We start from the raw sequence: 25657 nt of genomic DNA on the forward strand, positions 1-25657 counted from the left end.
TTACAACAGCACCTTAATATCTACTGGCGCAAAATGGTAGCAGGTAGGCTTCCTACAGCGACGGTTGCTGCATCAATTGCTCCAGCGACATAGCCAGGGAACTGCGCCGACCACTCACTACCACAACCTGTTAGACAGTCCTGCCACACGCCTGTTTTTGGCTTGGATGGCGGAGCTACTGCATGCTGACCGTTGCCGCTAGCATCAGCGGGCGTCGCTGTTAATGGGTCTTTTGACCAGTCTTTAAGATATTCAGCTTTTGGAGTACTTGCCTGTGTACCAAATAGTCGCACTAATTGGGCACGGCAATGTTCTTTTAGCACTGTATCAGAGAGGCTCTGTCGTACTTGAGCAGGAACACCAAAGAAACCAAACAATGCCCTATCGCTCTCTAGCGTAGAGGCATCATGTATCTCAGTAAGCGGTCCTATCGCACTGCGCGCGGCACCCGAGAGACCAGCATCTCGCCAAAATGGTGATTCATAAACAGCGACGTATTTGGCATGGGGCGCCATCCAAGTGGCTGTCTTGCGCCACTGTTCACTTAAGTCTTGCGGTAGCGCTGGCTGAAATGCTATCCGGCCTTCTACCAATCGAGGCGGTAACGCAAGTAGCACATGCTGCGCACGGAACGTCATCACATGTCCGGTCACATGCCCAGAGCTGTCTTCGCTCTGTACTTCGATATGTTGAGGCGTTCTGTTTAATTGCCTTACGGTTTGACTGGTCATGATACAACTAGCATCTAGGCGAGCATATAGCGCATCAGTCAAAGCGGCCATACCACCAACTAGACGCATAGAAGGTGGTGCGCTTTTGTAACCTTGCATACGCACGGGTGGCTGATTGGCAGCCCGCTCAACCATCATATCGCCTTCTTCGAACTGCGTAAAACATGATAAATCTAACGACTCAACCAGACTACTTAACTGCGTTTGATAATCCGGCCAAAACCATGACGGCCCTAAATCAAATGTCGCGCTTGATTCTGCTTGGTCGATATCAGTACTGTTATTAGTAGCATGCGCATCTGGATATTTAGCAACTGCAATGCGACCACCCAAGGTATCACGCGCCTCTAGCAGTCTATACGCTATGCCCTTTTGCTCTAATAAAAAGGCTGTATATAATCCGCTCAACCCACCACCAACGATTACCACAGGTATGTCTTGCATATCGGATTGCTCTATTTATAGTCGGTTCAATATAACTTGGATACAAGGAAGCCGAGTGAAAGTACTACAAGTAGTAAGCTAGGCGAGACTGACACCGTCCCCAATTTGTAGAGGATTGACTATAATCAAAACTACTCTGCCAATAGCTTCGTAAGCATCTCATCAATCTCAACCTTAAACTCTTTGTCTTCGATTTTATTGGCTGTAACTTTGGCGTTTTGTAGGCTTTGGATAGCAGCTTCTTTTTCACCTGTCTCAAGCTGTAGCACCGCCATAGAAAAAGCAATCGATGACATATGGTCTTTTGAGTTAATGGCAGTAGCTTTTGCCAGTGCTTTGTCATAAATAACCAATGCTGCGTCCAAATCTTCTGTGAAGTCAGCAAGCGTTTCCCATTGTTCTGGGTGGTCTTTGTCAGTGCCTTCATTGTCAGTACAAATGGCGTTTAGTTCAGCATATAACGAATCAAATTTTTCTTGATTGCCTCTGCGATCCGCTTCTAATAACTCTTCAGCTAAGGTGTAAATGGCTTTATATATTTTGGTATTGATCATTGTTTACAACCTTTTATGGACTATATCGTGTGTGGTTAGGATTATAACGTAATTCTGGCAGCTCAGATGATTGGCTTAAAAGAAGACACGATATTTATGTGGCTGTTATTGAGATTACTATGAACGTTGATAAGGTTACTATTCATACTATAGTCAATTCAATTTAAAAGCAGCACAAGGAAACCGAGTGCAAATTATACATTAGCATGCTTATCGAGGATGACGATGTAGCGGATTTATATAGACTTGACTATATTAGGGCTACAACTCTCGCCAGTGTAACCAAAGTCGCGTATCCAGCTCAAATTGATGATACTCAGGCTCCATATGGCAGCATAATTGATAAAAAGCTTTGTTATGATCATGTTCTTTGAAATGGGCAAGCTCATGCACCACTATCATGCGCAAAAACTCTGGCGGCGCATCCTTAAATAGGCTAGCTACCGTGATGCTATTGTGCGATTTGAGCTTACTGCCCTGTACGCGCGATTGCGTCGTATGGATACCCAGTGCATGTTTTAAAACCTTGAGCTTACTGCTATAGCTGACATTTGATAGCTGACCAATCTTACGCATGTATTGGGTTTTTATCTCATTTATATATTGATAGAGCGCTTTGTCGCTTTGGATTTGATGCTGAGTCGGGTACTTTTTTTCCAGATACTCGCCCAACCTACCATCAGTTATAAGCTGAGCAGCTTGAGTTTGAATCTGCTCTGAGTAATGCGCTATGTACTTTAATTTGGTCACAAATGTATCCTTTGCTAATACGTAGATGCGTATCAGTCGATCAATTTAATCTTAGGGAATTTTACCTTATATTTGCGGTACTTGTTTTGCACTTGTTTGAGATATGCCTTCAATTCAAAAGATAGTTATTTGCAAATAGTTATCCATAAAAGAAACCCCATAAGCTGCGCGCAACTTATGGGGACATTTTTACTGATAATGTTACTTAAAAAGTGTGCCTAATTAACGCTCTAAATGCAGATACTGCAAATGGCGCTCGTACTGATTTAAGATATCAACCAATACCTGCTCTTTTGAGTAGCCAACCAAGTCATACTCTTGCGAGCCTTCACTTAAGAATACTTCCGCACGGTAATAGTACTCTGCGTGCTTGGTAGATGTGCTCAATGTAAAGTTAGGACGATGAGCTTTAATCAGATTGACTTCATAAATAAAGTCATCTTCATCGCCGTGACCGACACGCAGTTTTAGACCATCTACCTGACCACTGTCTTGATCCATGCCTGCATCGATACCTTCACCGATACTGGCAAGGTTTTTGGTATCTAACGAGGTTTTGAGGCCACCTGCTTTAAACTCTTTTTCGACCTCAGACATTGCTGGCATCACAACCGTATGCAAGAATTTTTCAACCTGTGCATGTCCTGGGAAGCTCACAATACGTTGCAAGCGCGCTTTCCAGCTCTTCCCGCTGTCCAACACATTTGCTGTGCCGATTGTACTGGCTTTACGCTTGTTGCCTTCTTCTTTGAGCGACTTCCACATAGACATCATGTAAAGCACAAGAATAATAGAGAATGGCAAGCCTGCAATGACAGAGACAGATTGCAATGAGGCAAAACCACCTGCAAATAGCAGTCCTAACGTAATAAGACCAGTGGCTGCTGCCCAAAACAGACGTAACCAAACAGGAGCATCGGTATCATTGGTCATACCTCTTGAGCTCAAGTTCGCTAATACTAACGCGCCTGAGTCAGCAGAAGTCACAAAGAAAATAAGACCAATAACCACACCAGCAAATGACAATACTTCACTGTAAGGGAAGTATTCAAACAGCGCAAACATGCCCATTGCCGCATCATTGACCGCGATTTCACCCAGCTCTGTTGCGCCATTGGCAACCAAATCTATCGCTGAATTACCAAAGATAGAGAACCATGCAAAAATAAACCCAAGCGGAATAAACATCACGCCAAATACAAACTCGCGTAACGTACGGCCACGGCTAATACGTGCAATAAATAGACCTACAAATGGTGCCCAAGCAACCCACCATGCCCAGAAAAATATCGTCCACCAAGATTTCCACTCGGCACCAGCAGCACCGTCATAAGCATAAACGTCAAAGGTTTTATAAATGATGGTTTGGAAATATTGACCGATATTTTGAGTAAAGGTATTTAATAGATACACCGTATTGCCCATCACGAGTATCGCAAGCAACAACAGTATTGACGACAGCATGTTGAATTCAGACAGACGACGAACGCCTTTTTCGACACCTGTCATCGCAGAGACAGCCGCCGCCGCGACAACGCCTACGATGATGAGCGCCTGAACCGTTTTGCTAGATTCGATACCGAACACATGAGTCAAGCCAGCATTTGCCTGCAATACCCCAATACCCAAACTGGTCGCAATACCCATCAACGTACAGACAACGCCGAAGGTATCAATACCATCGCCTAACCAACCCTTGATTAAACGTTCACCAAATATCGGAGTCAACGGCGAGCGTAACGCGAGTGGCATGTTTTTGCGATAAGCAAAATAAGCCAGCGCCATACCAATCAGCGCATAAATACCCCAACCATGTAGACCCCAGTGCAAGAAAGTCTGAGCAAGTGCTTCGCGCATGGCCTCAGCACTAGCAGGCTCTAGGCCTGTATGCGGGGTCAAATAATGCATTAAAGGCTCAGAGGCACCAAAGAACAACAGGTCAATACCGATACCCGCTGAGAACAGCATGGCCGCCCACGCTAAAAACGGGAATTGTGCTTTTTCGTGGTCTTGACCAAGCTTTATATCACCGTACTTAGAAAAACCAACAAACAACGCAAAGATACTATAAGCGGCAACCACCAACATATAATACCAGCCAAACTTGTCTGATACCCAAGTCATGCTCGCGCTCAACAAGGCCTCACTATAATCTGGAAAAGCGATGGTCCAGATTATCAATAAAATAGAAATAATAGCTGAGCCCATAAACACGGTTTTGTTTAGGGTCAGAGGTTTCATCACATCTTGTGATGGCGAACTGTACATAAAAGACCTCAATAGGTAAATTAAATAGGGTCCGATATTGCTTTGTCCGGCATCATCTAATAGTAGACTGATGATCTATAACCGTATAACGTGGAACCAACCGCATGACGGACAAAGCAGTACCAATAAATAAAAAGATAATAAAATTATAAACAAATTCAACCTGAACGGTATTCATTATTCTAATACGTTAGCGCTGATAGAAAAGGCCTCTACTTGGAAAGGCCTTTTGGTTAAAATTTTCTCACATCGTTATTTATTCAGTATCCTGTATGCAAGCTTATATCACAACCTACACCGACGAGAGATAATCGCGCATTGGCTCTGAGCGTAGCGGTGCACCATTAGCCACATAATAATCTGCCGTTGAACGTGGCAGCTGTACGCCTCTCATCTTGTCGACGATTTTTTCTGCCAACATAATAGTCGTGGCATTGAGATTACCACTAATAATGTTTGGCATGATAGACGCATCGACGACTCGCAAGCCATCAATCCCATGTACCAGACCTTCGCCGTTTACTACCGAATTGTTATCCTCACCCATCGCACAGGTACAAGATGGATGATAAGCCGTCTCACTATGATTACGTACGTATTCATCTAGCTGGGCGTCGGTGACCAAATCATCGGTCGGTGCAATCGCGCGACCACGATAAGGATCAAGCGCTGGCTGATGCATGATCTCACGTGTAATACGCATTGCAGCACGGAACTCTTGCCAGTCTTGATCATGCGACATATAGTTGAACAAGATACTTGGATGCGCTTTCGGGTCACGTGATTTTAGCTTGACGCGGCCACGGCTTGGTGAGCGCAGTGAGCCAACGTGTGCTTGGAAGCTATGCGATTTAACCGCACTGCGGCCATCGTAGCGTACAGCTAGTGGCAAGAAATGATACTGAATATTTGGATGGGTAAACTTCTCATCGGTACGAATGAAACCGCCACCTTCGAATTGGTTAGACGCACCAAGACCTGTGCCATTGAATAACCATTCTGCACCAATTGCAGGCTTATTCCACCATTTGTTGGCAGGCGCGATTGACACTGGCAGTTTGCATTCATACTGCATATACAGCTCTAGATGGTCCTGTAAATTATTACCAACACCTGGCAGATCCAATATTTCGGTCACGCCAGCGTCTTTTAACCACTGACCAGGGCCGATACCTGAACGCTGCAGTAGTTGCGGTGAGGCAATCGCACCAGATGAGACAATCACTTCACGAGCGGCATGGAAGTTTTTGGTCTGGCCTTCGTGCTCGACTTTGACACCGACAGCGCGCTTGCCGTCAAATAAAATTACGTCAGTCAATGCACCGGTCAAAATCGTAATATTGCTACGTGGTTTGGCACGGTCAAGATAGCCGCGAGCCGTTGATGCACGGCGACCATTAGGCGTCACGAATCGATCCATCGGACCAAAACCTTCTTGCTGATAGCCGTTTAGATCTTCGGTACGTGGATAACCCGCTTGTACGCCCGCTTCAATCATAGCTTGGAACAGTGGATTGACCCCTGGCTTTGAGGTAGTCATTTCAACAGGACCGCCCGCGCCGTGATAGTCGTTCTCGCCAGCGTCACAGTTTTCTAGCTTTTTAAAATAAGGCAGGCAATCCGAATACGTCCAGTCTGACAGGCCTTTTATTTTAGACCAATCATCAAAATCTAGCGCATTACCACGGATATAGCACATACCGTTAATCAGTGATGAGCCACCTAGCCCTTTGCCGCGGCCACAGTCCATGACACGGTTATTCATGTATGGCTCAGGATCTGTCTTATAACCCCAATTATAAGTCGTCCCTTGTAGCGGCATGGCAAGTGCAGCTGGCATTTGGGTACGGAAGTCAAAACGATAGTCTGGACGACCTGCTTCTAACAGCAGTACCTTAATACTGGCATCTTCGGTCAGACGCGTGGCCAGCACATTTCCTGCTGAGCCTGCTCCGACAATAATATAATCATACTCAGGTGTGGTTGATGTCATAACATACTCCATAATATTGAAAAAACATAAATCGTTTAGGATCAGTAAGGTGCCATAAAGAGTCTAAATTAAAGCTCATAAGCAACCTTACTGGCTTCGTTTTTCTCAATAAGATTGATTAAAAGACAGATTCAAACGCACCCAACTCTACTTGGATAGATTTGGTCTGAATATAGTGTTCGAGCGCTTCGATACCGTTTTCGCGGCCGATACCAGAATGCTTGTAGCCGCCTACTGGCATTTGTGCTGCTGACTCGCCCCATGTATTCAACCAGCAGATGCCAGCTTCGATCTGAGCGATGACTCGATGCGCGCGTTTTAGATCTGTAGTCACAACCCCAGCTGCCAAGCCATAATCGGTATCATTGGCACGGCGAATGACTTCTTCTTCGGTCTCGTACGTCAATATCGACATCACTGGGCCAAAGATTTCTTCGCGTACGATAGTCATATCATCTGTGCAATCAGTGAATACTGTCGGTGCGACAAATGCGCCGTTTGCAAGCTCGTTCGTTGTAACGCGCTCGCCACCTGTTAGCAGACGTGCGCCGCCTTTTTTACCTTGTTCAATATAACCAAGCACGCGCTCCATGTGCGGGAAGCTCACCAGTGGACCCATATTGATGTTCTCATCCATAGGGTCGCCTAGTTTAATACGCTCAACACGGGTTAGGATGGCTTGCTCAAACTTCGCTTGTAACGCTTTAGGGACGAATACGCGCGTACCATTGGTACATACCTGACCAGTACTGTAGAAGTTGGCCATCATAGCGATGTCAGCAGCGGTATCGATATCTGCATCATCAAATATGATCAATGGTGATTTGCCACCAAGCTCTAAAGTTACATCTTTTAGAGATGAGCTTGCCGCGCTCGACATGACTTTCTTGCCAGTCGGTACGCCACCTGTGAACGATACTTTTGCGATATCTGGGTGTTCAGTTAGCGCTTGACCTACTTCATAGTTACCTTGCACCACGTTAAATACACCGTCTGGCAATCCAGCTTCTGTCAATATTTCTGCCAGTTTCAATGCCGTCAACGGTGTCACTTCTGATGGCTTAAAAATCATCGCATTACCAGCAGCCAGTGCAGGTGCTGCTTTCCACATCGCGATTTGAATCGGATAGTTCCATGCGCCAATACCTGCGACCACGCCAAGTGGCTCACGGCGAGTATAGACAAAGCTAGTATCACGCAATGGAATCTGACGACCTTCAATCATCGGCGCCAGCCCTGCATAGTATTCAACGACGTCAGCACCAGTGACGATATCGACGTACTTCGTCTCAGAGTAGGCTTTACCTGTGTCTTTGGTCTCTAGTAGTGCCAACACATCATTGCGATCGCGCAATATCTCAACAGCCTTTGATAAAATACGGCCACGCTCGACCGCGGTCATCGCCGCCCAAACTTTTTGACCTTTATGTGCGGCTTTCACGGCCTCATCAATCTGCTCATTGCTGGTTTGCTGAACCGTTGCCAATACTTCACCAGTGGCTGGATTAATATCTTCAAAAGTCGTCAGCGATTCATCAACCGCTAAATAGCGACCATTGATATAGGCTGTTTGTACTTGGTCTAAATCGATAATATCTGTCAAATTATTAATATCAGTCATAAATTCTCCTTAGGACGATTGGCAAAAGTAGCTATATAAAAGTACTCAGGCCGAATAATGTCGTCGTTAGTTAAGTTTCGAAATTTAGTCTTTAAGAAATTTAGTCTTTAAGTAGTAAAGTAAAAATTATTTTATAAATCAGAATCGTTTTATAAATCAAAGTCTTGTTGTGTCATCTTAATTAAACGATCACGTAATGATTGTTTGTCTGCGATGTCGATACCTGAAAAGTCTGAGAGCCAAATACCATCAGCGACGAGGCGAACCATACATAATGTCTCGGTATTATCCGTTGCTGCATGTTTTTTGAGTTGCTCATTCGCCCATTTAGCCCACAATTCACGCAGCTCACTATCACCTAGCATCAGCACATATAGGGTTGCTTGATTATCGTATTCTTCCTGCCCTTGCTCGCCAAGGCTGATAGTGGCATCTATATAAGCGCGGGTAAATGAACCGTACTTAACAGGGTCGTCAGCCATTGCTGAATTTACTTCTGCCTCAAACTTAGCCATTGCATCATTGAATACTTCTAGCACGAGTGCATTTTTGGTAGAAAAATGATGCATCACGCCACCCTTTGTCACCCCAACTGCATCAGCGACTGCCTGAAACGTCACTTTAGATAAGCCTTGCTCCAATGTGATACGTGCTGCCTGATCCAACAACGCACGACGAATGACTTCTGGCTGTTTTTTACGCTTATAAGCATTTTCCATATCAATGCACCACAGAATTAGACAATAAGTTCATCACAACAACACCGCCGACGATCATCGCGATACCGACCACTGCTGCTGTATCAAGATTTTGCTTGAATAGCACCACACCAGCGAGTGATGTCAGCACAATCCCAAGCCCGCCCCACAGTGCGTACGCAATGCCTAGCGGTATGGTCTTGAGCGTCTGAGCCAGTAGATAAAATGAAACCGCATAGAGCGCACCCATCATCAAAGTTGGCACCAAACGGGTGAACTGTTCTGACTTTACCAAAAAAGTCGTACCCACCACTTCGCATATAATAGCAATAGTCAGATAACCGTAAGCAATCGTAGTAGGACTCATCTTTAGAACACCCGCTTTTGTTCAACGCATGCTATGAAAAAACATAGCAAAGAAACCACATGGTCGGTATTTTATAGAACTCTACTACCAATGTGAAGGGCTGTCTTGCAACTTTATTGTGTCAAACGGTGTTGCACCACCTTAATATTCGAAAATATAGAGCATTAGATCCAGTTTTACTTTGCCGAATTGATGTCTGGTTCTATATTTTTATCGTTTATCCTATGTGCCATATAAAAGTTTCTGAAAATATTTTTTATTTCTGAAGCACATTTATCGTCATTTCCTACTAAGTGCTGCCTTGAAATAGCCTATCTGATAAGGGATTGGCGTTAATTTTCAATAATTGCGATAATATTTATAATTAAACGCATAATAAGGTTGACAGCCTGTAATGACTTGGCTAAAATGTGCCCCACATAACGCAAACAAGCTAATTAACTGCTTTAATATAAAGCGTCAATAACTTGCTGTTATGACCAGCTATTCTCCAATAGCTCAGTTGGTAGAGCAACGGACTGTTAATCCGTGTGTCCCTGGTTCGAGCCCAGGTTGGAGAGCCATATACTAAAAACCTTCATCATAATTTGATGGAGGTTTTTTTATTGCTGCGTCTTTTATATTTACTTCTAATAATATTAGCACGGCTGTGGTGTTCTTTTAGACATTTTTGTTGTATGGTAAGATTAGTTTTGATTGGGTTCGTTTTTGTTTGAGTGCTTCGCTCTTACTCACTAAAAGTAATGGTTTATTATGATACCTGTACGTATAAAAAATAAGTTTTCTGATCATCCGCAAAAGATCATGCGCCCGATTAGTATTCGTTTGTCTGAAGAAATGATTGGCCTATTAGAAACGACGTCATCAGACTTGGGCTTTAAGCGCATTCAAGGGCTTATTCGTCTTTATATTCGTCAGGGCTTGGATCGTGACCATCAGGATTATACGCTTGCCCATGATGAAGTATTCATCGAAACGCTACGTAAACGCGGCGTTAGCCAGCATATTATTGATGAAGCGATTGTAGTGACGCATAATAACAACATCACTCACCCGCTATCTGAGTTACAAGACAACGATTAAACAATTAATAGTATCGTTGCTAACTAATAGTAACGCTGCTAAATAGTATTAAAATAAAAAAGGCCAAGTTTGCTAACGCGAGCTTGGTCTTTTTTGTGACTGTTATAAAAGTTAAAACATTACTGATTCTTCTCTAACTCTCTTCTTGTTATGCCCTTCTTGCATCTTATTCATAGTACGTATTTTTTTAAGTACTCTGCGATATTTGCGATTTTAGTTAGCCATAACTAAACACAACAGATGTTTAAACAAGGTATATTAAGAATATAGTCGCGACTATTTATAGGGTTTTAACATAATAAAGATCTGCAAGGAGGGGTACGATGACGGGCTTACATCAGCGTTTCAACAAAACTTTGTTTTCAACCATGACGGTAGCAATGCTAGTGATTGCGACTGGCTGCTCATCGCCGCAGACTGATCCAAGTAAAACAACCATACCGACAGATTCAGACCAATGGCAAAAAAAGCTAGGGCAAACTTTTGAGCAATTGTCTGAGGCCGATCAACAAGTACTCAGCCGATATATGCTGCGCATGAAATTGAGCGATGCCTATGAATCAGGAGCCATGCCGCGCACCACTATCAAGCAAGCGCTAATACAACAGCGTGAATACGAGCGTCTGCATCCAAACAACCCAACGGGCAAGAAAAGTCCTATCGTCAAAGGTCAGGCGACTAATGCTACCGCACAGATGTATCCTGTCGCCCTGCTCCCTGTGAAAACAAGTGATAGCGATAGCTTAAATCAAGTCAAAATGCAGTTTATGCTATCCAATCATGGCAAAGGCACGATAAAGAGTTTTAAAGGGACGCTGACTATGAAGGATGCCAACCTGACAAAGGGCAAAAACTTTAATGTGCCATTGACAACGTTTGATCCACCTATCGCACCAGAACAGTCTGGCAAAATCATTATTGAAAGCAGCATTGAGGATATCAATGTCATGCGCGCTATCAAAAATGCTAGTGGCATCACTATCGAGATTAATAAAGGTACGCTTACCTTAATAGATGATCAGACAATCGAATTTGAAAATTCGTTAGTGAAGTAGCTGTATAACCTACTATTGAGGATTTTATAGAAGTAGAAGGTACTAATTAATACTTTTATCAATACCATAAAAAAAAGCCCTAATCATTGCTGATTGGGGCTTTTTCGAATTTGGCGGAGACGGAGAGATTCGAACTCTCGAAGGGCTATTAACCCTTGTCGGTTTTCAAGACCGGTGCATTCAACCGCTCTGCCACGTCTCCATTGGTGCATCATTATATAGATATCATTTTATAATGCAAGCCCCTAAACTAAAAAAATTCAATTAATTTTCGAATACTTGTAAATTGGTGCATTATCGTTTGCTTGAGGCCAGATGTAAGCACATATCGAGCAACCTATTGGCATAACCCCATTCATTATCATACCATGCAAAAACCTTATATTGACCACCCACTTGCATAAGCTGCTGACCATCAATGATTAGCGACTCAGTCTGATGGATAAAATCACTAGATACCAGTGGCTCATCGGTATAAGTCATGATGTCATGCAAATGCGCCTGACTGGCAGATTTAAGTACTTCTCGTACTGTCTCGACATCGACATCTGGCGTATCAAACACAAAGGTGACATCAATCGCAGCCACGTCGATAGTGGGCACTCGTATCGAATGCCCATTTATCTTGCCGACCATGGCTGGTAGCACCCGCTCTGTGGCAGCGATACTACTGGATGTCGTTGGGATAATATTATAGCCAGAAGCGCGCGCCCGTCTTGGATCTCGATGTGCTTGATCAAGCACTGTTTGATCGGCAGTGACTGCATGAATCTCTGTCATCATGGCGGACTGCACACCGAACGCCTTATCTAGCGTATCAATCAACGGTACCAATGCCTGCGTGGTACAAGAAACACTAGAAATAATCGGTAGCTCAAGCGTGAGCGCATCGGTATTCACGCCCATGACGATACAGGCATCCACATCGTCAAATGGCGCGGCACCGATGATTACTTGTTGCGCGCCAGCATCGATATGTAGCGTCGCCTGCTCATACGAGCGAAAATGCCCAGTACATTCTAGTACTACATCGACACCCAGCGCCTGCCAAGGTAAATTTTTGGGGTCAGGCTCTGATAGCATATTGATGCAATAAGTCAGATTGTTTTTGGTCAGACAGAGTTCGGTCTTGCTCCTATCACCTGATTCACTCTCTACAATCTCGGCATTTACCCCTAATCGACTGAGGCGACCATGGGTGCTATCAAACTTGAGTAAATGCAATAAGATATCGGCTGGTGCTAAGTCATTAATTGCCACCACATGAATCGCACGGCCTAACACTTCAAAGCGCTCTAGCAAAGCGCGAAGTACATTGCGCCCTATACGCCCAAAGCCATTGATAGCGACTCTCAGTGGCTGTGTGTGCTCACCAGTAGTACGGAACGTCGCCGCTATCGGGTCAGAGGTCAATTGATAAGTAGCGCTCGAAAAATCAGGCATAACATCGGACATAAAGGGTATCGCTATAAATGGGGGTAAAAACTGAGCGTTATCACGTTGAGTGCGCTAATGATTGCTAAATACTAAGAAATAGCAAAGATAAAGCCTATAAAACTAACGGTAATAAAGTTGTAGGCAATAAAATTATACGCAGCAAAACTATGGGGTGATAAAAATCAATGCGAGGCGAATGGTATTGTAGTCAATGCTTTGCTTAAGATGATCATATATCGGACGCAGCTTGATGCTACCGTCATCATTGAAGTCATTTGGATTATTAGCGACTTTAATAACGACATAGGCATTGCCAACGGCTGTCATTACCTCATCATCTGGACGCAGATGATCGCAGGCAAGACTTGGATCTTGTGATTTTAGGTCAGCAATATGACGCATGATAGTCGACTGTGACAACTGACGCGCTTGTGATATCTCCGCAATGGTCAAACTCTCTTCTAACAACACTCTGGTCGCAAGTAGGGTACTGTCTGATTTATCAGAGACCTGATTGCCAAGTTTCTGTTTTTTATCGATTTTTGCTTGCTGTTGTTCGCGTCGCTTCTTTTGTAGGGTGGCGTAAGCATCGATTACCGACTTGCTCAATGTCCCACCTGACTTCAGGACGAATTTTTCATGTGCCTGCTGCATGCTTTCTTCATCGAGCATCGCATAATTAGCATCCGCTTCTTCAGACAGTACTAGAAACCGCTTGTCTGCACCACGAGCCAATGGATCGAGTTGCAAGCTCATATCGTTCATACCTAGCAGCTGTAGGCCAGATAGCGACTTGAGGCGTGATAATGCCACATAACCTTGTCCCAACTCAAAAGTACGCGACAAATCGATTTCAGCCGCATCGAGGGTCATGCCTTGCGACTTATGAATGGTAATCGCCCATGCTAGGCAGAGCGGCACTTGTAAGTAACTTGCCAGCACGTCACCCGTTTCATCTTCGATAATCCACTCTTCAGGCTCAGCGATAACTTCTCGTCCTGAGTTAAGCCGCACGACAGGCATTTTTTGGGTCGTTGGTTTCTTCGACTTTGGTTTTTCTTTATCTTTTTTAGCAGCAGACTTCTTACCTTTGGTCGTTTTTTCGCCAGTAGCATCCTCATCAACGTCATCGCTGCTATCGTCTTCGATTAACGCGTCATTACTGTCTTTATCCTCTATTTTGACAGCAGCAAACCCAATCAACTCGCCCATCGTCCCGTTAGAGACACCAAGCTCAGCATTGTTTTTGATAAACATTACCTTGGCGCCGACTTTAAGAATCAGTTCGTCTTGGGTACGCACGGTCTTTTTTAGCGTCTCAACCAGCTTACTATCGCCTGTCGCCGTCGCCTCAAAACGCATCATCTCGCCATCTAAAGACGCCAGCTCTTTGTCATTGATTTTATTGACGTTGAGATTGTGGGTATACAGACGCGTACGTTTGATATCGACGCTTTGGTCATAAGTTGCTTCTAAAGCGGCAATCGCTTCAAAAGTCACTTCCTGACGACGAATTTGGTTAAGAATATCGTCTAAATCGAGACCGCCATTGGCTGCATCGCTGACTTGACGATGCTGCTCAGACAAGTAGCAAATATGAAATTTGGCATCGAGCCACGCTTCAGACATAAAGGCGAATTTTTCACGATTCGTCTCACCTTTACTGCCAATCGGCGGTAACTGAAAGAAGTCTCCTGCGACTACGACCTGAATACCACCAAATGCTTTGTCATTTTTGCGAATATGCTTGAGCACTTGGCTGACCAAGTTAAGCTGCTTGGCATGTAGCATTGATATCTCGTCAATGACCAAGACCGCTGTATCCTTCAACCTGTCTGCTAAGAACTGCTTGCGTGATAAGGTAGACAAATCTCGATCAGTGAGCTCATCTTTGATACCGATGCCTGACCAACTATGAATCGTCGTGCCGTTCATATGCGTGGCGGCAATACCCGTACTGGCTGTCACCGCAACAGGGACGCGGCGAGCGCGTAAATAATCGATATATTGATTGAGAGTATAAGTCTTACCTGAACCTGCTGAGCCAGTCAAAAAGACGTTTTGACCTGTTTTTAGGATATCAAGAGCAGAAGATTGACGCATAGATCCAAACCAACCAATATTATGAAGAAGAAATAGTACAAAAAGAAAGCCACCATGATTAATTCAGTAACCATAGCAAGCCAAAGTAGATGTTCCCAATTATAACAGCTGCATACCGTTTGCGAACCATTTTAACCGACTCATATCACATAACTTAAAGTTATACGATACAAAATATATCATTATAAAAAGTCATTATCGTTCTGCTAAAAAGCTCAGTACGATAGGATGATAACTTGGTTAGGAAGACCAAGAATGTATTTTTAAATGGTCATACGTAAGTAACCATATTTTAAATAACCATAATACACAACAAGGAGTGGTTAATGTTATACGCTTATCCCAATACTGAAAACAGTCCTGTCCAATTCCGCGAAAAATACGATAACTTTATTAATGGTGAGTGGACCCCTCCTGTCGATGGCGAGTACTTTGACAACCCAAGTCCTATCGATGGTAAAACCATTTGCCAAGTCGCCCGTTCAAAAGAAGCAGATATCGAAAAAGCCCTAGATGCCGCGCATGCTGCCAAAGACGCTTGGGGCAAAACCAGCGTCGCTGAACGTGCCAACTTACTATTAAAAATCGCAGATAGCATGGAAGCCAATCTAGAAGCGATCGCTATTGCTGAATGCTACGAAAACGGCAAGCCTGTACGCGAAACCTTAATGGCAGATATTCCGCTAGCCATCGATCAATTCCGTTATTTCGCCAGTGCCATCCGCGCCCAAGAAGGCGGTATCAGTCAAATTGATGAAGACACCGTTGCTTATCATTTCCATGAGCCGCTAGGCGTTGTCGGACAGATTATCCCATGGAACTTCCCTATTCTAATGGCAGTATGGAAAATCGCCCCGGCTCTAGCCGCTGGTAACTGTATCGTTATGAAGCCTGCTGAGCAAACGCCTGCCTCTATACTATACATGTTAGAAGCGATCGGTATCGCTGACATCTTACCTAAAGGCGTGTTAAACATCGTCAATGGCTTTGGTGTCGAAGCTGGTAAACCACTTGCCTCAAACCCTCGTATCAACAAAGTTGCCTTCACTGGTGAGACCACAACCGGTCGCCTCATCATGCAGTACGCCAGTGAAAACATCATTCCAGTGACGCTAGAGCTTGGCGGCAAAAGTCCAAATATCTTCTTTGCCGATGTCATGGACGAAGACGATGATTTCTTGGACAAAGCGGTTGAAGGTCTAGTCATGTTTGCCCTAAACCAAGGTGAAGTCTGTACCTGCCCATCACGTGCGCTCGTACACGAAAGCATCTATGATGAATTTATCAAGCGCTGTATCGCTCGTGTCGAAGCCATCAAAATGGGCAATCCATTAGACACGGATACCATGATTGGTGCGCAAGCCAGCTCAGATCAATTAGAGAAAATTCTATCTTATCTTGATATCGGTAAAAAAGAAGGCGCAAAAGTCCTAGTCGGTGGCGAGCAAGCCAAACACGATGGCGACCTAGCAGACGGCTACTACGTTAAGCCAACTATCTTTGAAGGTACCAACGATATGCGCGTGTTCCAAGAAGAGATCTTTGGACCTGTGCTCGCGGTTACTACTTTTAAAGACGACGAAGAAGCCATGCAAATTGCCAATGACACATTATATGGTCTAGGCGCTGGCGTGTGGACACGTAGCGTACATAAGGCATATCGCTTTGGCCGCGGTATCCAAGCAGGCCGCGTATGGACCAACTGCTATCATCTATATCCATCACATGCGGCATTCGGTGGCTATAAGCAATCAGGTATCGGCCGCGAAAACCATCTGATGATGCTCGATCATTATCAGCAAACCAAAAACATGCTGGTGTCGTACAGCCCTAAAAAAATGGGTTTCTTCTAATCTAACCTGTGAACGCATGACAGTACTTAGAAAACAAATGCAATCTGTCGCAAGATAGGTTGCATTTTCACTTTAAGAAGTCGTAAAAAGCCATGTTTTGAATAATAGCTTTTTAGAATAGTATGTTTTTCGACACTGATAGCATAGGAGTTGATTATGAAAATTGCAGCAACAGAATCTTGTAAAGCGCTCATTGAACTATTGAAATCCAAGCACGGTGAACTAATGTTTCATCAATCAGGTGGTTGCTGCGATGGTAGCTCGCCCATGTGCTATCCATTAGGAGAGTTCAAAGTAGGTGGTCAGGATGTGCTGGTTGGTGAACTTGCTGGCTGCCCATTTTATATGGGCAAGGCACAGTACAATTTATGGCAGCATACCGATCTCACCATTGATGTCGTCAATGGGCGCGGTGCGAGCTTTTCATTAGAAATCCCTGAAGGCAAACGCTTTATCGTACGCTCAGAAATCTGTGCGATATAAGGTCGTTTGGTGCAAAACTAGGTAGCATTAATTTTAAATAATGTACCGAATATAACAGCCTTAGCTTGTCCTATGATATTGGCGCAAACAGATACCGCAGAGTCATTTTTATTTTATTATTTCAGCAAAATAATAGTTACTGTAAAGCGTACCCTATTTTAATTAGCATGGATGCTATAAGGAATATGAAATGGAATTTGACACAACATTTGACTATGTCATCGTCGGTGGTGGATCAGCAGGTTGCGTGCTCGCCAGCCGTCTCACTGAAAACCCAAATATCAGTGTCTGTTTATTAGAGTACGGCGGTGATGGCAAAGATCTAGCAGTACGTGTGCCTGCCGGACTGATTCTGATGGTTCCTGGCAAACCACTTAAATTGAATAACTGGTGCTTTCACACCACCCCGCAAGAGCACCTTAATAACCGTAAAGGTTTTCAGCCACGTGGACAATGTCTGGGCGGCTCATCAGCTATCAATGCCATGATCTATACGCGTGGTAGTAAGCTAGATTATGAGCGCTGGGTAGAGCAAGGCTGTACTGGCTGGGGATTTGACGATGTACTTCCCTACTTTATCAAAGCTGAAAACAACGTTCGTGGTAGCGATGATCTACATGGTGATAGCGGGCCGCTGCATGTTAGCGACCTACTCAGTCCACGAGACATCTCCAAAGCATTCGTAGAAGCTGCGATTGCCAATGGCCTAGATCATAACACCGACTTTAATAGCGAAAAGCAAGACGGTACAGGATTGTATCAAGTCACTCATTTCCATGGCGAAAAACAAGGCCAACGCTGCTCTGCTGCGGCCGCCTATCTACATCCCGTACAACACCGCTCCAACCTAACTGTCATCACTCATGCGCAGGCTAACCGCGTCATTATCGAAGACAATCAAGCGACAGGCGTCGTCTACGAAAAAGACGGTGTCGAACATACTGTCACGGCGCGTCATGAAGTCCTACTATCAGGTGGCGCGTTTGGTTCACCCAAAGTTCTGATGCTCTCAGGTATCGGCCCTGCAGAGCATTTGCAGTCTCATGGTATTGATGTGGTGGTAGATGCACCTGAAGTCGGTGGTAATTTGCAGGATCATTTAGACGTCGTCTTTGATTATGAGGTCAATACTACTGACGTCATCGGTATTGGCATGGCATCGATTTCGACATTGACCAAAAGCATTCGGCAGTGGAGAAAAGACGGTACAGGGCTGCTGTCTACCAACTATGCAGAGGCAGGTGCGTTCTTTAGCGTCGGTGACGATCCAAAAGAGTGGCCAAATACCCAGCTGCACTTTGTCATCTCGCGCGTGATAGAGCATGGCCGTGATCTCAGACGCGGCTTCGCTGTCTCTTGTCACAGTTGCTACTTACGGCCTGAAAGTCGAGGTACTGTCAGATTAGACTCAGCCGACCCTTCTGATGCTGTCTTGATCGATCCAAACTATCTGTCGCATCCAAAAGACGTAGAGTATATGGTAGCTGGTGCCGAGCGTACTCGAGCCATCATGCAAGAGTCCGCACTCGCTAAATACATTACTGAAGACTACCCTGCCCCTTACCTCGAAAAAGACGGCATGCTCGGCTATATCCGTAATAAGTCAGATACCATCTATCACCCAGTAGGCACTTGCCGCATGGGCTCAGATGACAGTTCTGTGGTTGATTTGGAATTGAAGGTACGAGGTGTGAGCGGACTACGAGTCATCGATGCATCAGTGATGCCAACGCTTATTAGCGCCAATACCAATGCGCCAACTATTATGATTGCCGAAAAAATAGCCGATCTCATTAAGGCAAATCATAACCCTGTTTAATGCTGTATTGGGCAAACTGCTTATAGCTGATTGCTTTAAAGAGACATAACCTTATTATTTCTAATTGTTTACAATTAGTAAAATTGTAACTGGTTAGCAATTTAAAAGTGTGTCTCTTTGCTACTTAGAGCGAATAAACATAAAGCCATAGAATTTAGTATTTAATATCTTATTGATGCTAAATACGGCAAAACCGTGCATTTTTTATCAAAATTAGTCTATTTATAGCTTGCATTATCACAGATTAAGAGAGTATATTCGAACGACTTATTTATATTTTTAGTTTCCATCTATATAATTTAAAGTTATAACAACCTTTAATATGTTTTATTTTGTGTATATAAAATACTGCATAGATAGATACTTTAGAGGTCACTAAACGCTTTCTCATTGTATTCATGCTCGAGTACGAACATATGGATACATGAGTACCTACCTACCATTACATAGGATGTAATAATGCAAAAATCACTCTTCAAACTTACAATGTTGGCGACGTTTGTCTTAGGAATCAGCGCCTGTAGTGGAGACAACAAAACTACGGATGATTCTGCTGCTAGCTCAGATGCCAAAGCCGCCAAAACATTGCTCTATTGCTCAGAAGGTAGCCCTGCTGGATTCGATCCAGCGCAATATACTTCAGGTACGGATTTTGATGCGAGTGCCTTCCCTATTTATAATGGCTTGGTAGAATTCAAAAGAGCGGAAACTGAGATTCAACCAGGACTTGCGGAGAGCTGGGATATTAGCGAAGACGGCAAGACTTATACCTTTAATCTACGCAAAGGGGTCAAATTTGGTACAACTGACTACTTTACCCCGACTCGTGATTTCAACGCGGATGACATTGTCTTTACGCTAGAGCGTATTACCAACCCAGACTTTGAGTTTAACAAAGCTTATCCTGCTGAATTCCCATATTCGGTCGGCATGGGACTACCTGATATCATCTCTAATATCGAAAAGGTCGACGACTATACGGTAAAGATTACCCTTAGCGAAACCAATGCGCCGTTTCTACAGAACCTAGCGATGCCTTTTGCCTATATTGGTTCTGCTGAGTACGCAGATCAATTGCTAGCCTCTGGCAATGCTGCTGATATTAATACTAAGCCCGTCGGTACTGGACCTTTCGTCTTTACTTCTTATCAAAAAGACGCGCAAATTCGTTATACCAAAAACCCAGACTATTGGAATAAAGACGACATCTATATCGACAACCTAGTGTTTGTTATCACTAAAGACTCGGCAGTTCGTGCACAGAAAGTGCAAGCTGGCGAATGTCATGTGTCCGCTTATCCAAAACCTGCCGAAATCGAATCTGTCAAAAAGTCAGGTAAAGCCACTGTTCTCGATCAGCCTGGCTTCAACGTCGGCTATGTCGGTTATAACGTAGAAAAACCTCAACTGAGCGATCTTAAAGTGCGTCAAGCATTAGATATGGCGATCAACAAAGACGCTATTATTAACGCGGTTTATCAGAGCGAAGGCCTCAAAGCAACCAACCCAATGCCGCCAACGCAGTGGGGCTATGATGAGTCACTTAAAGATGCGCCTTACGATGTTGAGAAAGCAAAAGCACTGATCAAAGAAGCTGGCGCAGACAACCTAGCTATCAATCTATGGTATATGCCAGTTCAGCGTCCGTACAACCCAAATGCCAAGCTAATGGCTGAAATGCTACAAGCAGATTGGGCGAAGATTGGCGTCGATACCAAGCTTGTGACTTATGAGTGGGGCGAGTACCTCAAGCGCGCTGCTAAAGGTGAACCTGATGTCATTCTAGCAGGCTGGACTGGCGACAATGGTGATCCAGACAACTGGCTTGGTTCGTTATTGTCTTGTGACGCGGTCGGTGGTAATAACTATTCGCGCTGGTGTAATAAAGACTTCGATAATTTGGTGACCAATGCCCGTCAGATTAACAATCAAGATGAGCGTGTCAGTGAATATGAGCAAGCTCAGCAGATATTCAAAGAACAGCTTCCTTGGACGACAATGGCGCATTCGGTAGTGACCGTATTCACCGCACCAAACGTGGTCGATTATAAAATTAGCCCGCTTGGCTCAATACGCTTTGATGGTGTAAAAGTTGAATAACCTTGACTGATTAATTCCGTTACGACGTAAGCAATTTATTCATTTTATTCATTCATATAAGTGCGGCTGGGTCAGATACTCTGCTCCAGCCGAATTTATATGAATGATATGAACAATATGAACTAAGCGCTTTGTCACGGATCTCTTCATCATCGCTAATACTCTAATCATTGAACCACAACTATTGAGCAGCCCATGCTACTTTATATTCTGCGTCGTATTGCCATTTTAATACCCGTCTATCTTGGCCTAACGCTATCGACTTTTACTCTGATTCGTCTCGTACCTGGAGATGCGGTCGAGATTATGATGGGTGAGCGTATGGTCGATCCAGAGCTACATGCTCGTGCCTTAGAAAGGCTAGGATTAGATAAACCGCTCGTTGCCCAGTATTGGGATTATTTGACTGGCATCCTAACAGGTGATTTTGGTCAGTCCTTTCGTACTCGTACGCCCGTATTACAAGACTTTTTTGCCCACTTTGTTCCTACTCTAGAATTGGCGTTATGCGCTATTGTTATCGCTAGTGTCATTGGTGTCAGCTTAGGCATCTTTGCTGCCCTGCGCCGTGGTACATGGATTGATTACACCCTAATGTCAGGCGCGTTGGCAGGTTACTCTATGCCCATCTATTTATTGGGCCCTATCCTGACTGGTATCTTCGCTCATTATTTAGGTCTCTTGCCTGTCGCTGGAGTCATATCTGTCGCACAGTTTTTAGATGTGCAGCCACTGTATGGCTCATGGTTACTTGGCTCACTAAGCTCGGGAGAGCCTGGCGCGTTTTGGAACGTGGTCAAACACTTTATCTTACCCTCTATCGCCTTATCGACTATTCCGTTAGCGATGATTGCGCGGATGACACGCTCTGCGATGCTAGAGGTATTAGACGAGGATTACGTGCGTACAGCGCGAGCCAAAGGCTTGTCTCCACGCCGAGTGATACTAGTCCACGTAATGCGTAACGCCTTGATTACTGTGGTTACCGTCGTTGGCCTACAGATGGCAACATTGCTCGCAGGTGCCATTATTACCGAGACTATCTTTAGTTGGCCAGGCGTTGGTAATTGGCTACTCGATGGGTTTTTCACTCGTGACTACCCTATTGTACAAAACGGTATCCTGTTGGTCGCCACCGCTCTGATTTTGGTTAGTTTATTTATTGATATTTTGTATGGTCTGATCAATCCACGTATTCGCCATACTTCTTAATTTAACATTGATAAATACTTACATTATAAATAGTGATGATTAGCGCTCAAGTGAAGTTTTAGCAATGCTTAGTACTTTTTTATGAATAAGATTCTAAAAAATGTCACTGCGCTAGCCACTATAGGAAATGCTCATGAAGCCTTCTGTTCTCCCTTCTGATGTCAATCTGATGGCAGCCACACCGCCGTCATCTTGGCAGCTATTTTTATCGACGTTCTGCCGAAACAAAGGCGCCGTGATTGGTTTTATCGTACTGGCACTCATGGTTCTAGTTGCCATACTCGCGCCTGCTATTGCCCCTCACGATCCTTATGAGTTGTTCACCGGTCAAGAGCAATTACCGCCTGCCTTTCTTGATGGCGGCAATGCGATGTTTTGGCTAGGCACTGATGACGCGGGCCGAGATACATTGTCTCGAGTGATGTATGGCGCGCGTTATTCATTATTTATCGGTCTAAGCGCAACGACTTTGGCGATGTTGGTTGGTATTTCTTTAGGTCTGAGTGCAGCATTTTGGCCAAAGGTCTGGGGCAAAGCGGTCATGCTGGTCAATGATATTTTGATGTCATATCCGAGCTTGCTATTGGCTATTATTATCGCCGCTATCTTAGGGCCATCTATGACCAATACGATTATTACGATCGCACTGGTCTGTACGCCGCCTTTTATTCGGTTAACTCGTGCTACGGCGATGGTAGAGCTACAACGTGAGTATTTTATTGCCTCGCAGGTAATGGGTGCTGGCGTGCTGCGTTTATTGTTTATCACCATTTTGCCCAACTGTATGGCACCGCTTATCGTACAGGCAACGATGATTTTCTCGTCTGCTATTTTAGAAGCAGGTGCGATTGGTTTCCTAGGTTTTGGCGTACAGCCACCTGATGCCGAATGGGGTGCGATGCTAGGTACGGCGCGTCAATATATTCAAAGTAATGTTTGGCTAGCAATCTGGCCGGGTGTCGCTATTTTCTTGGCTGCATTATCGATTAACCTGACTGGTGATGGCTTACGCGATGCGCTGGATCCTAAATTAAAGCAGGTGACCTAAGATGACTGAACCATTAATTAATACGCCTATCACTCATACGTCTATGAATGGTGCATCAACAAAAGACTCACCGTTGCTATTAGATATCGAAAACCTGTCTGTCACTTTTGGACAAGGGGTGCGTGCCTTTCGCGCAGTCGATGATGTATCGTTAAAGATAACCCAAGGTGAAGTCATCGCTGTCGTGGGTGAATCTGGCTCAGGTAAGTCAGTCACTATGATGGCGCTAATGGGTCTGTTGCCACCTTCCGCGACCGTACGCGCACAGCGAGTGGTCTTTGACAATAAAGACATGCTCAGTATGTCAGCCAAAGAGAGACGCGGCATCATTGGTAAAGACATCTCTATGATTTTTCAAAATGCCATGTCTTGCCTAAATCCAAGCTTTACGGTTGAGATGCAGCTAGGTGAAGTGCTACGCAAGCACCTTGGTTTACGAGGCGCAGCCGTACAAACACGCATCTTAGAGCTGCTAGAGTTGGTCGAGATGCCCGATGCCAAAAACAGACTTAAGGTCTATCCGCATCAGCTATCAGGCGGTATGAGTCAACGGGTTATGATTGCGATGGCTATTGCTTGCGAGCCAAAACTGCTTATCGCAGATGAACCAACCACCGCACTCGATGTCACGGTACAAGCACAGATCATGGATTTGCTGAGCAGATTACAACGCGAAAAACAAATGGCAATGGTATTAATTACCCACGATTTGGGCCTTGTCGCGCAAAACTCGCGCGATGTCGCGGTCATGTATGCTGGACAAGTGGTTGAAACCAGTACCGTGCCAGAGATTTTTCAAAAGCCTGCACATCCTTATACTGAAGCATTGCTACAAGCCATCCCTGAATTAGCCATCGGTCAAGATAGGCTAAACAGTTTACCAGGAGTCGTGCCAAGTCAATATGACAGGCCAGCTGGTTGCTTGCTGTCTCCCCGTTGCCCGTATAAAGAACCTGCTTGTGAAGTACCACCGCCTATTTTAGATACGCCCAATGGCAAGGTACGTTGTATTGATTCTAATATTACTTCTCGCCCCTCTCACGCTGCTACCTTGGAGTCACAAGTATGAGTAATAAAGTGGTCCTAAAAGCAGACAATCTACACAAACACTACCCAGTATCACAAGGTCTGGGCAAAGCAAAGGCCTACGTGAAAGCGCTCAATGGCGTCTCATTCGAGCTTGAAGCTGGCAAGACATTGGCCGTCGTTGGCGAATCAGGCTGCGGTAAATCCACGCTTGCCCGCCAGTTGACACTCATCGAATCGCCTACACATGGTGAGCTATTTATCAACGATGAAGGCACCACTGGTTATAGCAGAAAAGCACTAAAAGAGTTGCGTACTGAAATTCAAATGGTCTTTCAAAATCCTTATGGTAGCTTGAACCCGCGTCATACCATCGGCTATCAATTGACAGAACCATTGGATATCCATACCAAACTGTCTAAAGAAGAAAAACGTGACAAAATCAACGAGATGATGAGACATGTCGGTCTACGTCCCGAACACGCTGGTCGTTATCCGCATATGTTTTCGGGTGGTCAGCGCCAACGTATTGCCCTCGCCCGCGCGATGATGCTCAACCCTAAAATCGTCGTCGCTGATGAACCGACTTCCGCACTCGATGTATCAATCCAAGCGCAAGTCTTAAATCTATTTATGGACTTACAGGATGAGTATCGCACCGCTTACGTTTTTATCTCGCACAATCTATCGGTCGTACGCCACGTCGCTGATGATGTGATGGTCATGTATTTAGGTCAAGCTGTTGAGCACGGGCCGAAAGAAGCGATTTATAATGCGCCAAAACATCCGTATACCATCGCCCTATTGGCTGCTGCACCAACGGTAAATGGTCATAAAAACGATCTGACCCTACAAGGTGAGCTACCAAGTCCGCTCAATCCACCAAGTGGCTGTGCACTGCATAAACGTTGTCCATATGCCAAGCAGCAATGCAGCGAAATAGAGCCGCAATTGCGAGAATGGGACGGTCGATTGGTCGCTTGTTTACGTTTAGAAGAGATATATGGTTAAG

Annotated in this window: 20 protein-coding genes and 2 tRNA genes; 11 read left to right on the forward strand and 11 right to left on the reverse strand. The window is 44.6% G+C overall.

What is annotated here, in order from left to right; translation table 11 throughout:
• Window positions 1–20: 20 nt before the first annotated feature.
• The 8 genes from AK824_RS09735 to AK824_RS09770 form a co-directional block, all read right to left on the reverse strand.
• Window positions 21–1175: a flavin monoamine oxidase family protein gene (locus AK824_RS09735; protein WP_057761097.1), complete on the reverse strand. Its 1155-nt coding sequence runs from the start codon at window positions 1173–1175 to the stop codon at window positions 21–23.
• 131 nt (window positions 1176–1306) lie between these two features.
• Window positions 1307–1729 carry a hypothetical protein gene (locus AK824_RS09740; protein ID WP_057761099.1) on the reverse strand — a complete coding sequence of 141 codons (423 nt, stop codon included), beginning with the start codon at window positions 1727–1729 and terminating at the stop codon, window positions 1307–1309.
• A gap of 261 nt (window positions 1730–1990) precedes the next feature.
• The gene (locus AK824_RS09745) at window positions 1991–2479 is read right to left on the reverse strand and encodes a M48 family metallopeptidase (protein ID WP_057761101.1); all 489 of its coding nucleotides are present in this window, start codon (window positions 2477–2479) and stop codon (window positions 1991–1993) included.
• 222 nt (window positions 2480–2701) lie between these two features.
• On the reverse strand, window positions 2702–4747 hold the full coding sequence (gene betT / locus AK824_RS09750; RefSeq protein ID WP_057761103.1) for a choline BCCT transporter BetT: 2046 nt from the start codon (window positions 4745–4747) through the stop codon (window positions 2702–2704).
• Window positions 4748–5039: 292 nt separating this feature from the next.
• The gene (gene betA / locus AK824_RS09755; protein WP_057761105.1) at window positions 5040–6740 is read right to left on the reverse strand and encodes a choline dehydrogenase; all 1701 of its coding nucleotides are present in this window, start codon (window positions 6738–6740) and stop codon (window positions 5040–5042) included.
• Between the two features lie 118 nt (window positions 6741–6858).
• Complete coding sequence (betB, locus tag AK824_RS09760; RefSeq protein WP_057761107.1) at window positions 6859–8361, reverse strand: betaine-aldehyde dehydrogenase; 1503 nt, start codon at window positions 8359–8361, stop codon at window positions 6859–6861.
• Window positions 8362–8510: 149 nt separating this feature from the next.
• Window positions 8511–9080, reverse strand: a complete 570-nt coding sequence (locus AK824_RS09765) for a TetR/AcrR family transcriptional regulator (RefSeq protein WP_227511154.1) — start codon at window positions 9078–9080, stop codon at window positions 8511–8513.
• Between the two features lies 1 nt (window position 9081).
• Window positions 9082–9426, reverse strand: a complete 345-nt coding sequence (locus AK824_RS09770; RefSeq protein ID WP_057761111.1) for a DMT family transporter — start codon at window positions 9424–9426, stop codon at window positions 9082–9084.
• A gap of 487 nt (window positions 9427–9913) precedes the next feature.
• On the opposite strand from AK824_RS09770, the gene AK824_RS09775 reads away from it, so the two are divergent.
• The 3 genes from AK824_RS09775 (at window position 9914) to AK824_RS09785 (ending at window position 11564) form a co-directional block, all read left to right on the forward strand.
• Window positions 9914–9989, forward strand: a tRNA-Asn gene (locus AK824_RS09775).
• A 190-nt stretch (window positions 9990–10179) separates the two neighbouring features.
• On the forward strand, window positions 10180–10509 hold the full coding sequence (locus AK824_RS09780) for a hypothetical protein (protein WP_057761113.1): 330 nt from the start codon (window positions 10180–10182) through the stop codon (window positions 10507–10509).
• A 323-nt stretch (window positions 10510–10832) separates the two neighbouring features.
• Window positions 10833–11564 (forward strand): hypothetical protein, encoded by a 732-nt coding sequence (locus AK824_RS09785; RefSeq protein WP_057761114.1) that lies wholly within the window; start codon window positions 10833–10835, stop codon window positions 11562–11564.
• A 111-nt stretch (window positions 11565–11675) separates the two neighbouring features.
• Here the strand turns inward: AK824_RS09785 and AK824_RS09790 are convergent.
• From AK824_RS09790 to AK824_RS09800, 3 genes are all read right to left on the reverse strand, one after another.
• Window positions 11676–11766, reverse strand: a tRNA-Ser gene (locus tag AK824_RS09790).
• 92 nt (window positions 11767–11858) lie between these two features.
• Window positions 11859–13007 (reverse strand): type I glyceraldehyde-3-phosphate dehydrogenase, encoded by a 1149-nt coding sequence (locus AK824_RS09795; RefSeq protein ID WP_057761115.1) that lies wholly within the window; start codon window positions 13005–13007, stop codon window positions 11859–11861.
• Between the two features lie 159 nt (window positions 13008–13166).
• Window positions 13167–15104, reverse strand: coding sequence for an AAA family ATPase (locus AK824_RS09800; RefSeq protein ID WP_057761117.1), 1938 nt, complete (start codon window positions 15102–15104; stop codon window positions 13167–13169).
• Window positions 15105–15430: 326 nt separating this feature from the next.
• On the opposite strand from AK824_RS09800, the gene AK824_RS09805 reads away from it, so the two are divergent.
• The 8 genes from AK824_RS09805 to AK824_RS09840 all read left to right on the forward strand — a co-directional run bounded on the left by AK824_RS09805 (window position 15431) and on the right by AK824_RS09840 (window position 25656).
• The gene (locus AK824_RS09805; protein ID WP_057761119.1) at window positions 15431–16957 is read left to right on the forward strand and encodes an acetaldehyde dehydrogenase ExaC; all 1527 of its coding nucleotides are present in this window, start codon (window positions 15431–15433) and stop codon (window positions 16955–16957) included.
• Between the two features lie 156 nt (window positions 16958–17113).
• Window positions 17114–17440, forward strand: a complete 327-nt coding sequence (locus AK824_RS09810; RefSeq protein WP_057761120.1) for a DUF779 domain-containing protein — start codon at window positions 17114–17116, stop codon at window positions 17438–17440.
• Window positions 17441–17630: 190 nt separating this feature from the next.
• On the forward strand, window positions 17631–19259 hold the full coding sequence (locus AK824_RS09815; RefSeq protein ID WP_057761122.1) for a GMC family oxidoreductase: 1629 nt from the start codon (window positions 17631–17633) through the stop codon (window positions 19257–19259).
• 459 nt (window positions 19260–19718) lie between these two features.
• Entirely contained in the window at window positions 19719–21359 is a 1641-nt protein-coding gene (locus AK824_RS09820; protein WP_057761124.1) for an ABC transporter substrate-binding protein, read from the forward strand.
• A 195-nt stretch (window positions 21360–21554) separates the two neighbouring features.
• A complete protein-coding gene (locus tag AK824_RS09825; protein ID WP_057761126.1) occupies window positions 21555–22571 on the forward strand; it encodes an ABC transporter permease in 1017 nt (338 codons plus the stop codon).
• A 133-nt stretch (window positions 22572–22704) separates the two neighbouring features.
• Window positions 22705–23619 (forward strand): ABC transporter permease, encoded by a 915-nt coding sequence (locus AK824_RS09830; protein ID WP_057761128.1) that lies wholly within the window; start codon window positions 22705–22707, stop codon window positions 23617–23619.
• 1 nt (window position 23620) lies between these two features.
• The gene (locus AK824_RS09835) at window positions 23621–24688 is read left to right on the forward strand and encodes an ABC transporter ATP-binding protein (protein ID WP_057761130.1); all 1068 of its coding nucleotides are present in this window, start codon (window positions 23621–23623) and stop codon (window positions 24686–24688) included.
• Window positions 24685–25656 carry a peptide ABC transporter ATP-binding protein gene (locus tag AK824_RS09840; RefSeq protein WP_057761132.1) on the forward strand — a complete coding sequence of 324 codons (972 nt, stop codon included), beginning with the start codon at window positions 24685–24687 and terminating at the stop codon, window positions 25654–25656. Before AK824_RS09835 ends, AK824_RS09840 begins: the two co-directional genes overlap by 4 nt.
• Window position 25657 lies beyond the last annotated feature (1 nt).

The organism is Psychrobacter sp. P11G3 (genome assembly GCF_001435845.1).
In the GTDB taxonomy this organism is placed as follows: domain Bacteria; phylum Pseudomonadota; class Gammaproteobacteria; order Pseudomonadales; family Moraxellaceae; genus Psychrobacter.

What these genes read in the sequence shown, in the direction of transcription:
- AK824_RS09780 (WP_057761113.1), top strand. Translation starts at nt 10,180, where the DNA reads ATGATACCTGTACGTATAAAAAATAAGTTTTCTGATCATCCGCAAAAG.
- AK824_RS09785 (WP_057761114.1), top strand. Translation starts at nt 10,833, where the DNA reads ATGACGGGCTTACATCAGCGTTTCAACAAAACTTTGTTTTCAACCATG.
- AK824_RS09740 (WP_057761099.1), bottom strand. Translation starts at nt 1,729, where the DNA reads ATGATCAATACCAAAATATATAAAGCCATTTACACCTTAGCTGAAGAG.
- AK824_RS09735 (WP_057761097.1), bottom strand. Translation starts at nt 1,175, where the DNA reads ATGCAAGACATACCTGTGGTAATCGTTGGTGGTGGGTTGAGCGGATTA.
- AK824_RS09825 (WP_057761126.1), top strand. Translation starts at nt 21,555, where the DNA reads ATGCTACTTTATATTCTGCGTCGTATTGCCATTTTAATACCCGTCTAT.
- AK824_RS09840 (WP_057761132.1), top strand. Translation starts at nt 24,685, where the DNA reads ATGAGTAATAAAGTGGTCCTAAAAGCAGACAATCTACACAAACACTAC.
- betT (WP_057761103.1), bottom strand. Translation starts at nt 4,747, where the DNA reads ATGTACAGTTCGCCATCACAAGATGTGATGAAACCTCTGACCCTAAAC.
- AK824_RS09800 (WP_057761117.1), bottom strand. Translation starts at nt 15,104, where the DNA reads ATGCGTCAATCTTCTGCTCTTGATATCCTAAAAACAGGTCAAAACGTC.
- AK824_RS09830 (WP_057761128.1), top strand. Translation starts at nt 22,705, where the DNA reads ATGAAGCCTTCTGTTCTCCCTTCTGATGTCAATCTGATGGCAGCCACA.
- AK824_RS09770 (WP_057761111.1), bottom strand. Translation starts at nt 9,426, where the DNA reads ATGAGTCCTACTACGATTGCTTACGGTTATCTGACTATTGCTATTATA.
- AK824_RS09765 (WP_227511154.1), bottom strand. Translation starts at nt 9,080, where the DNA reads ATGGAAAATGCTTATAAGCGTAAAAAACAGCCAGAAGTCATTCGTCGT.
- AK824_RS09810 (WP_057761120.1), top strand. Translation starts at nt 17,114, where the DNA reads ATGAAAATTGCAGCAACAGAATCTTGTAAAGCGCTCATTGAACTATTG.
- betB (WP_057761107.1), bottom strand. Translation starts at nt 8,361, where the DNA reads ATGACTGATATTAATAATTTGACAGATATTATCGATTTAGACCAAGTA.
- AK824_RS09815 (WP_057761122.1), top strand. Translation starts at nt 17,631, where the DNA reads ATGGAATTTGACACAACATTTGACTATGTCATCGTCGGTGGTGGATCA.
- AK824_RS09835 (WP_057761130.1), top strand. Translation starts at nt 23,621, where the DNA reads ATGACTGAACCATTAATTAATACGCCTATCACTCATACGTCTATGAAT.
- AK824_RS09805 (WP_057761119.1), top strand. Translation starts at nt 15,431, where the DNA reads ATGTTATACGCTTATCCCAATACTGAAAACAGTCCTGTCCAATTCCGC.
- AK824_RS09820 (WP_057761124.1), top strand. Translation starts at nt 19,719, where the DNA reads ATGCAAAAATCACTCTTCAAACTTACAATGTTGGCGACGTTTGTCTTA.
- AK824_RS09795 (WP_057761115.1), bottom strand. Translation starts at nt 13,007, where the DNA reads ATGCCTGATTTTTCGAGCGCTACTTATCAATTGACCTCTGACCCGATA.
- betA (WP_057761105.1), bottom strand. Translation starts at nt 6,740, where the DNA reads ATGACATCAACCACACCTGAGTATGATTATATTATTGTCGGAGCAGGC.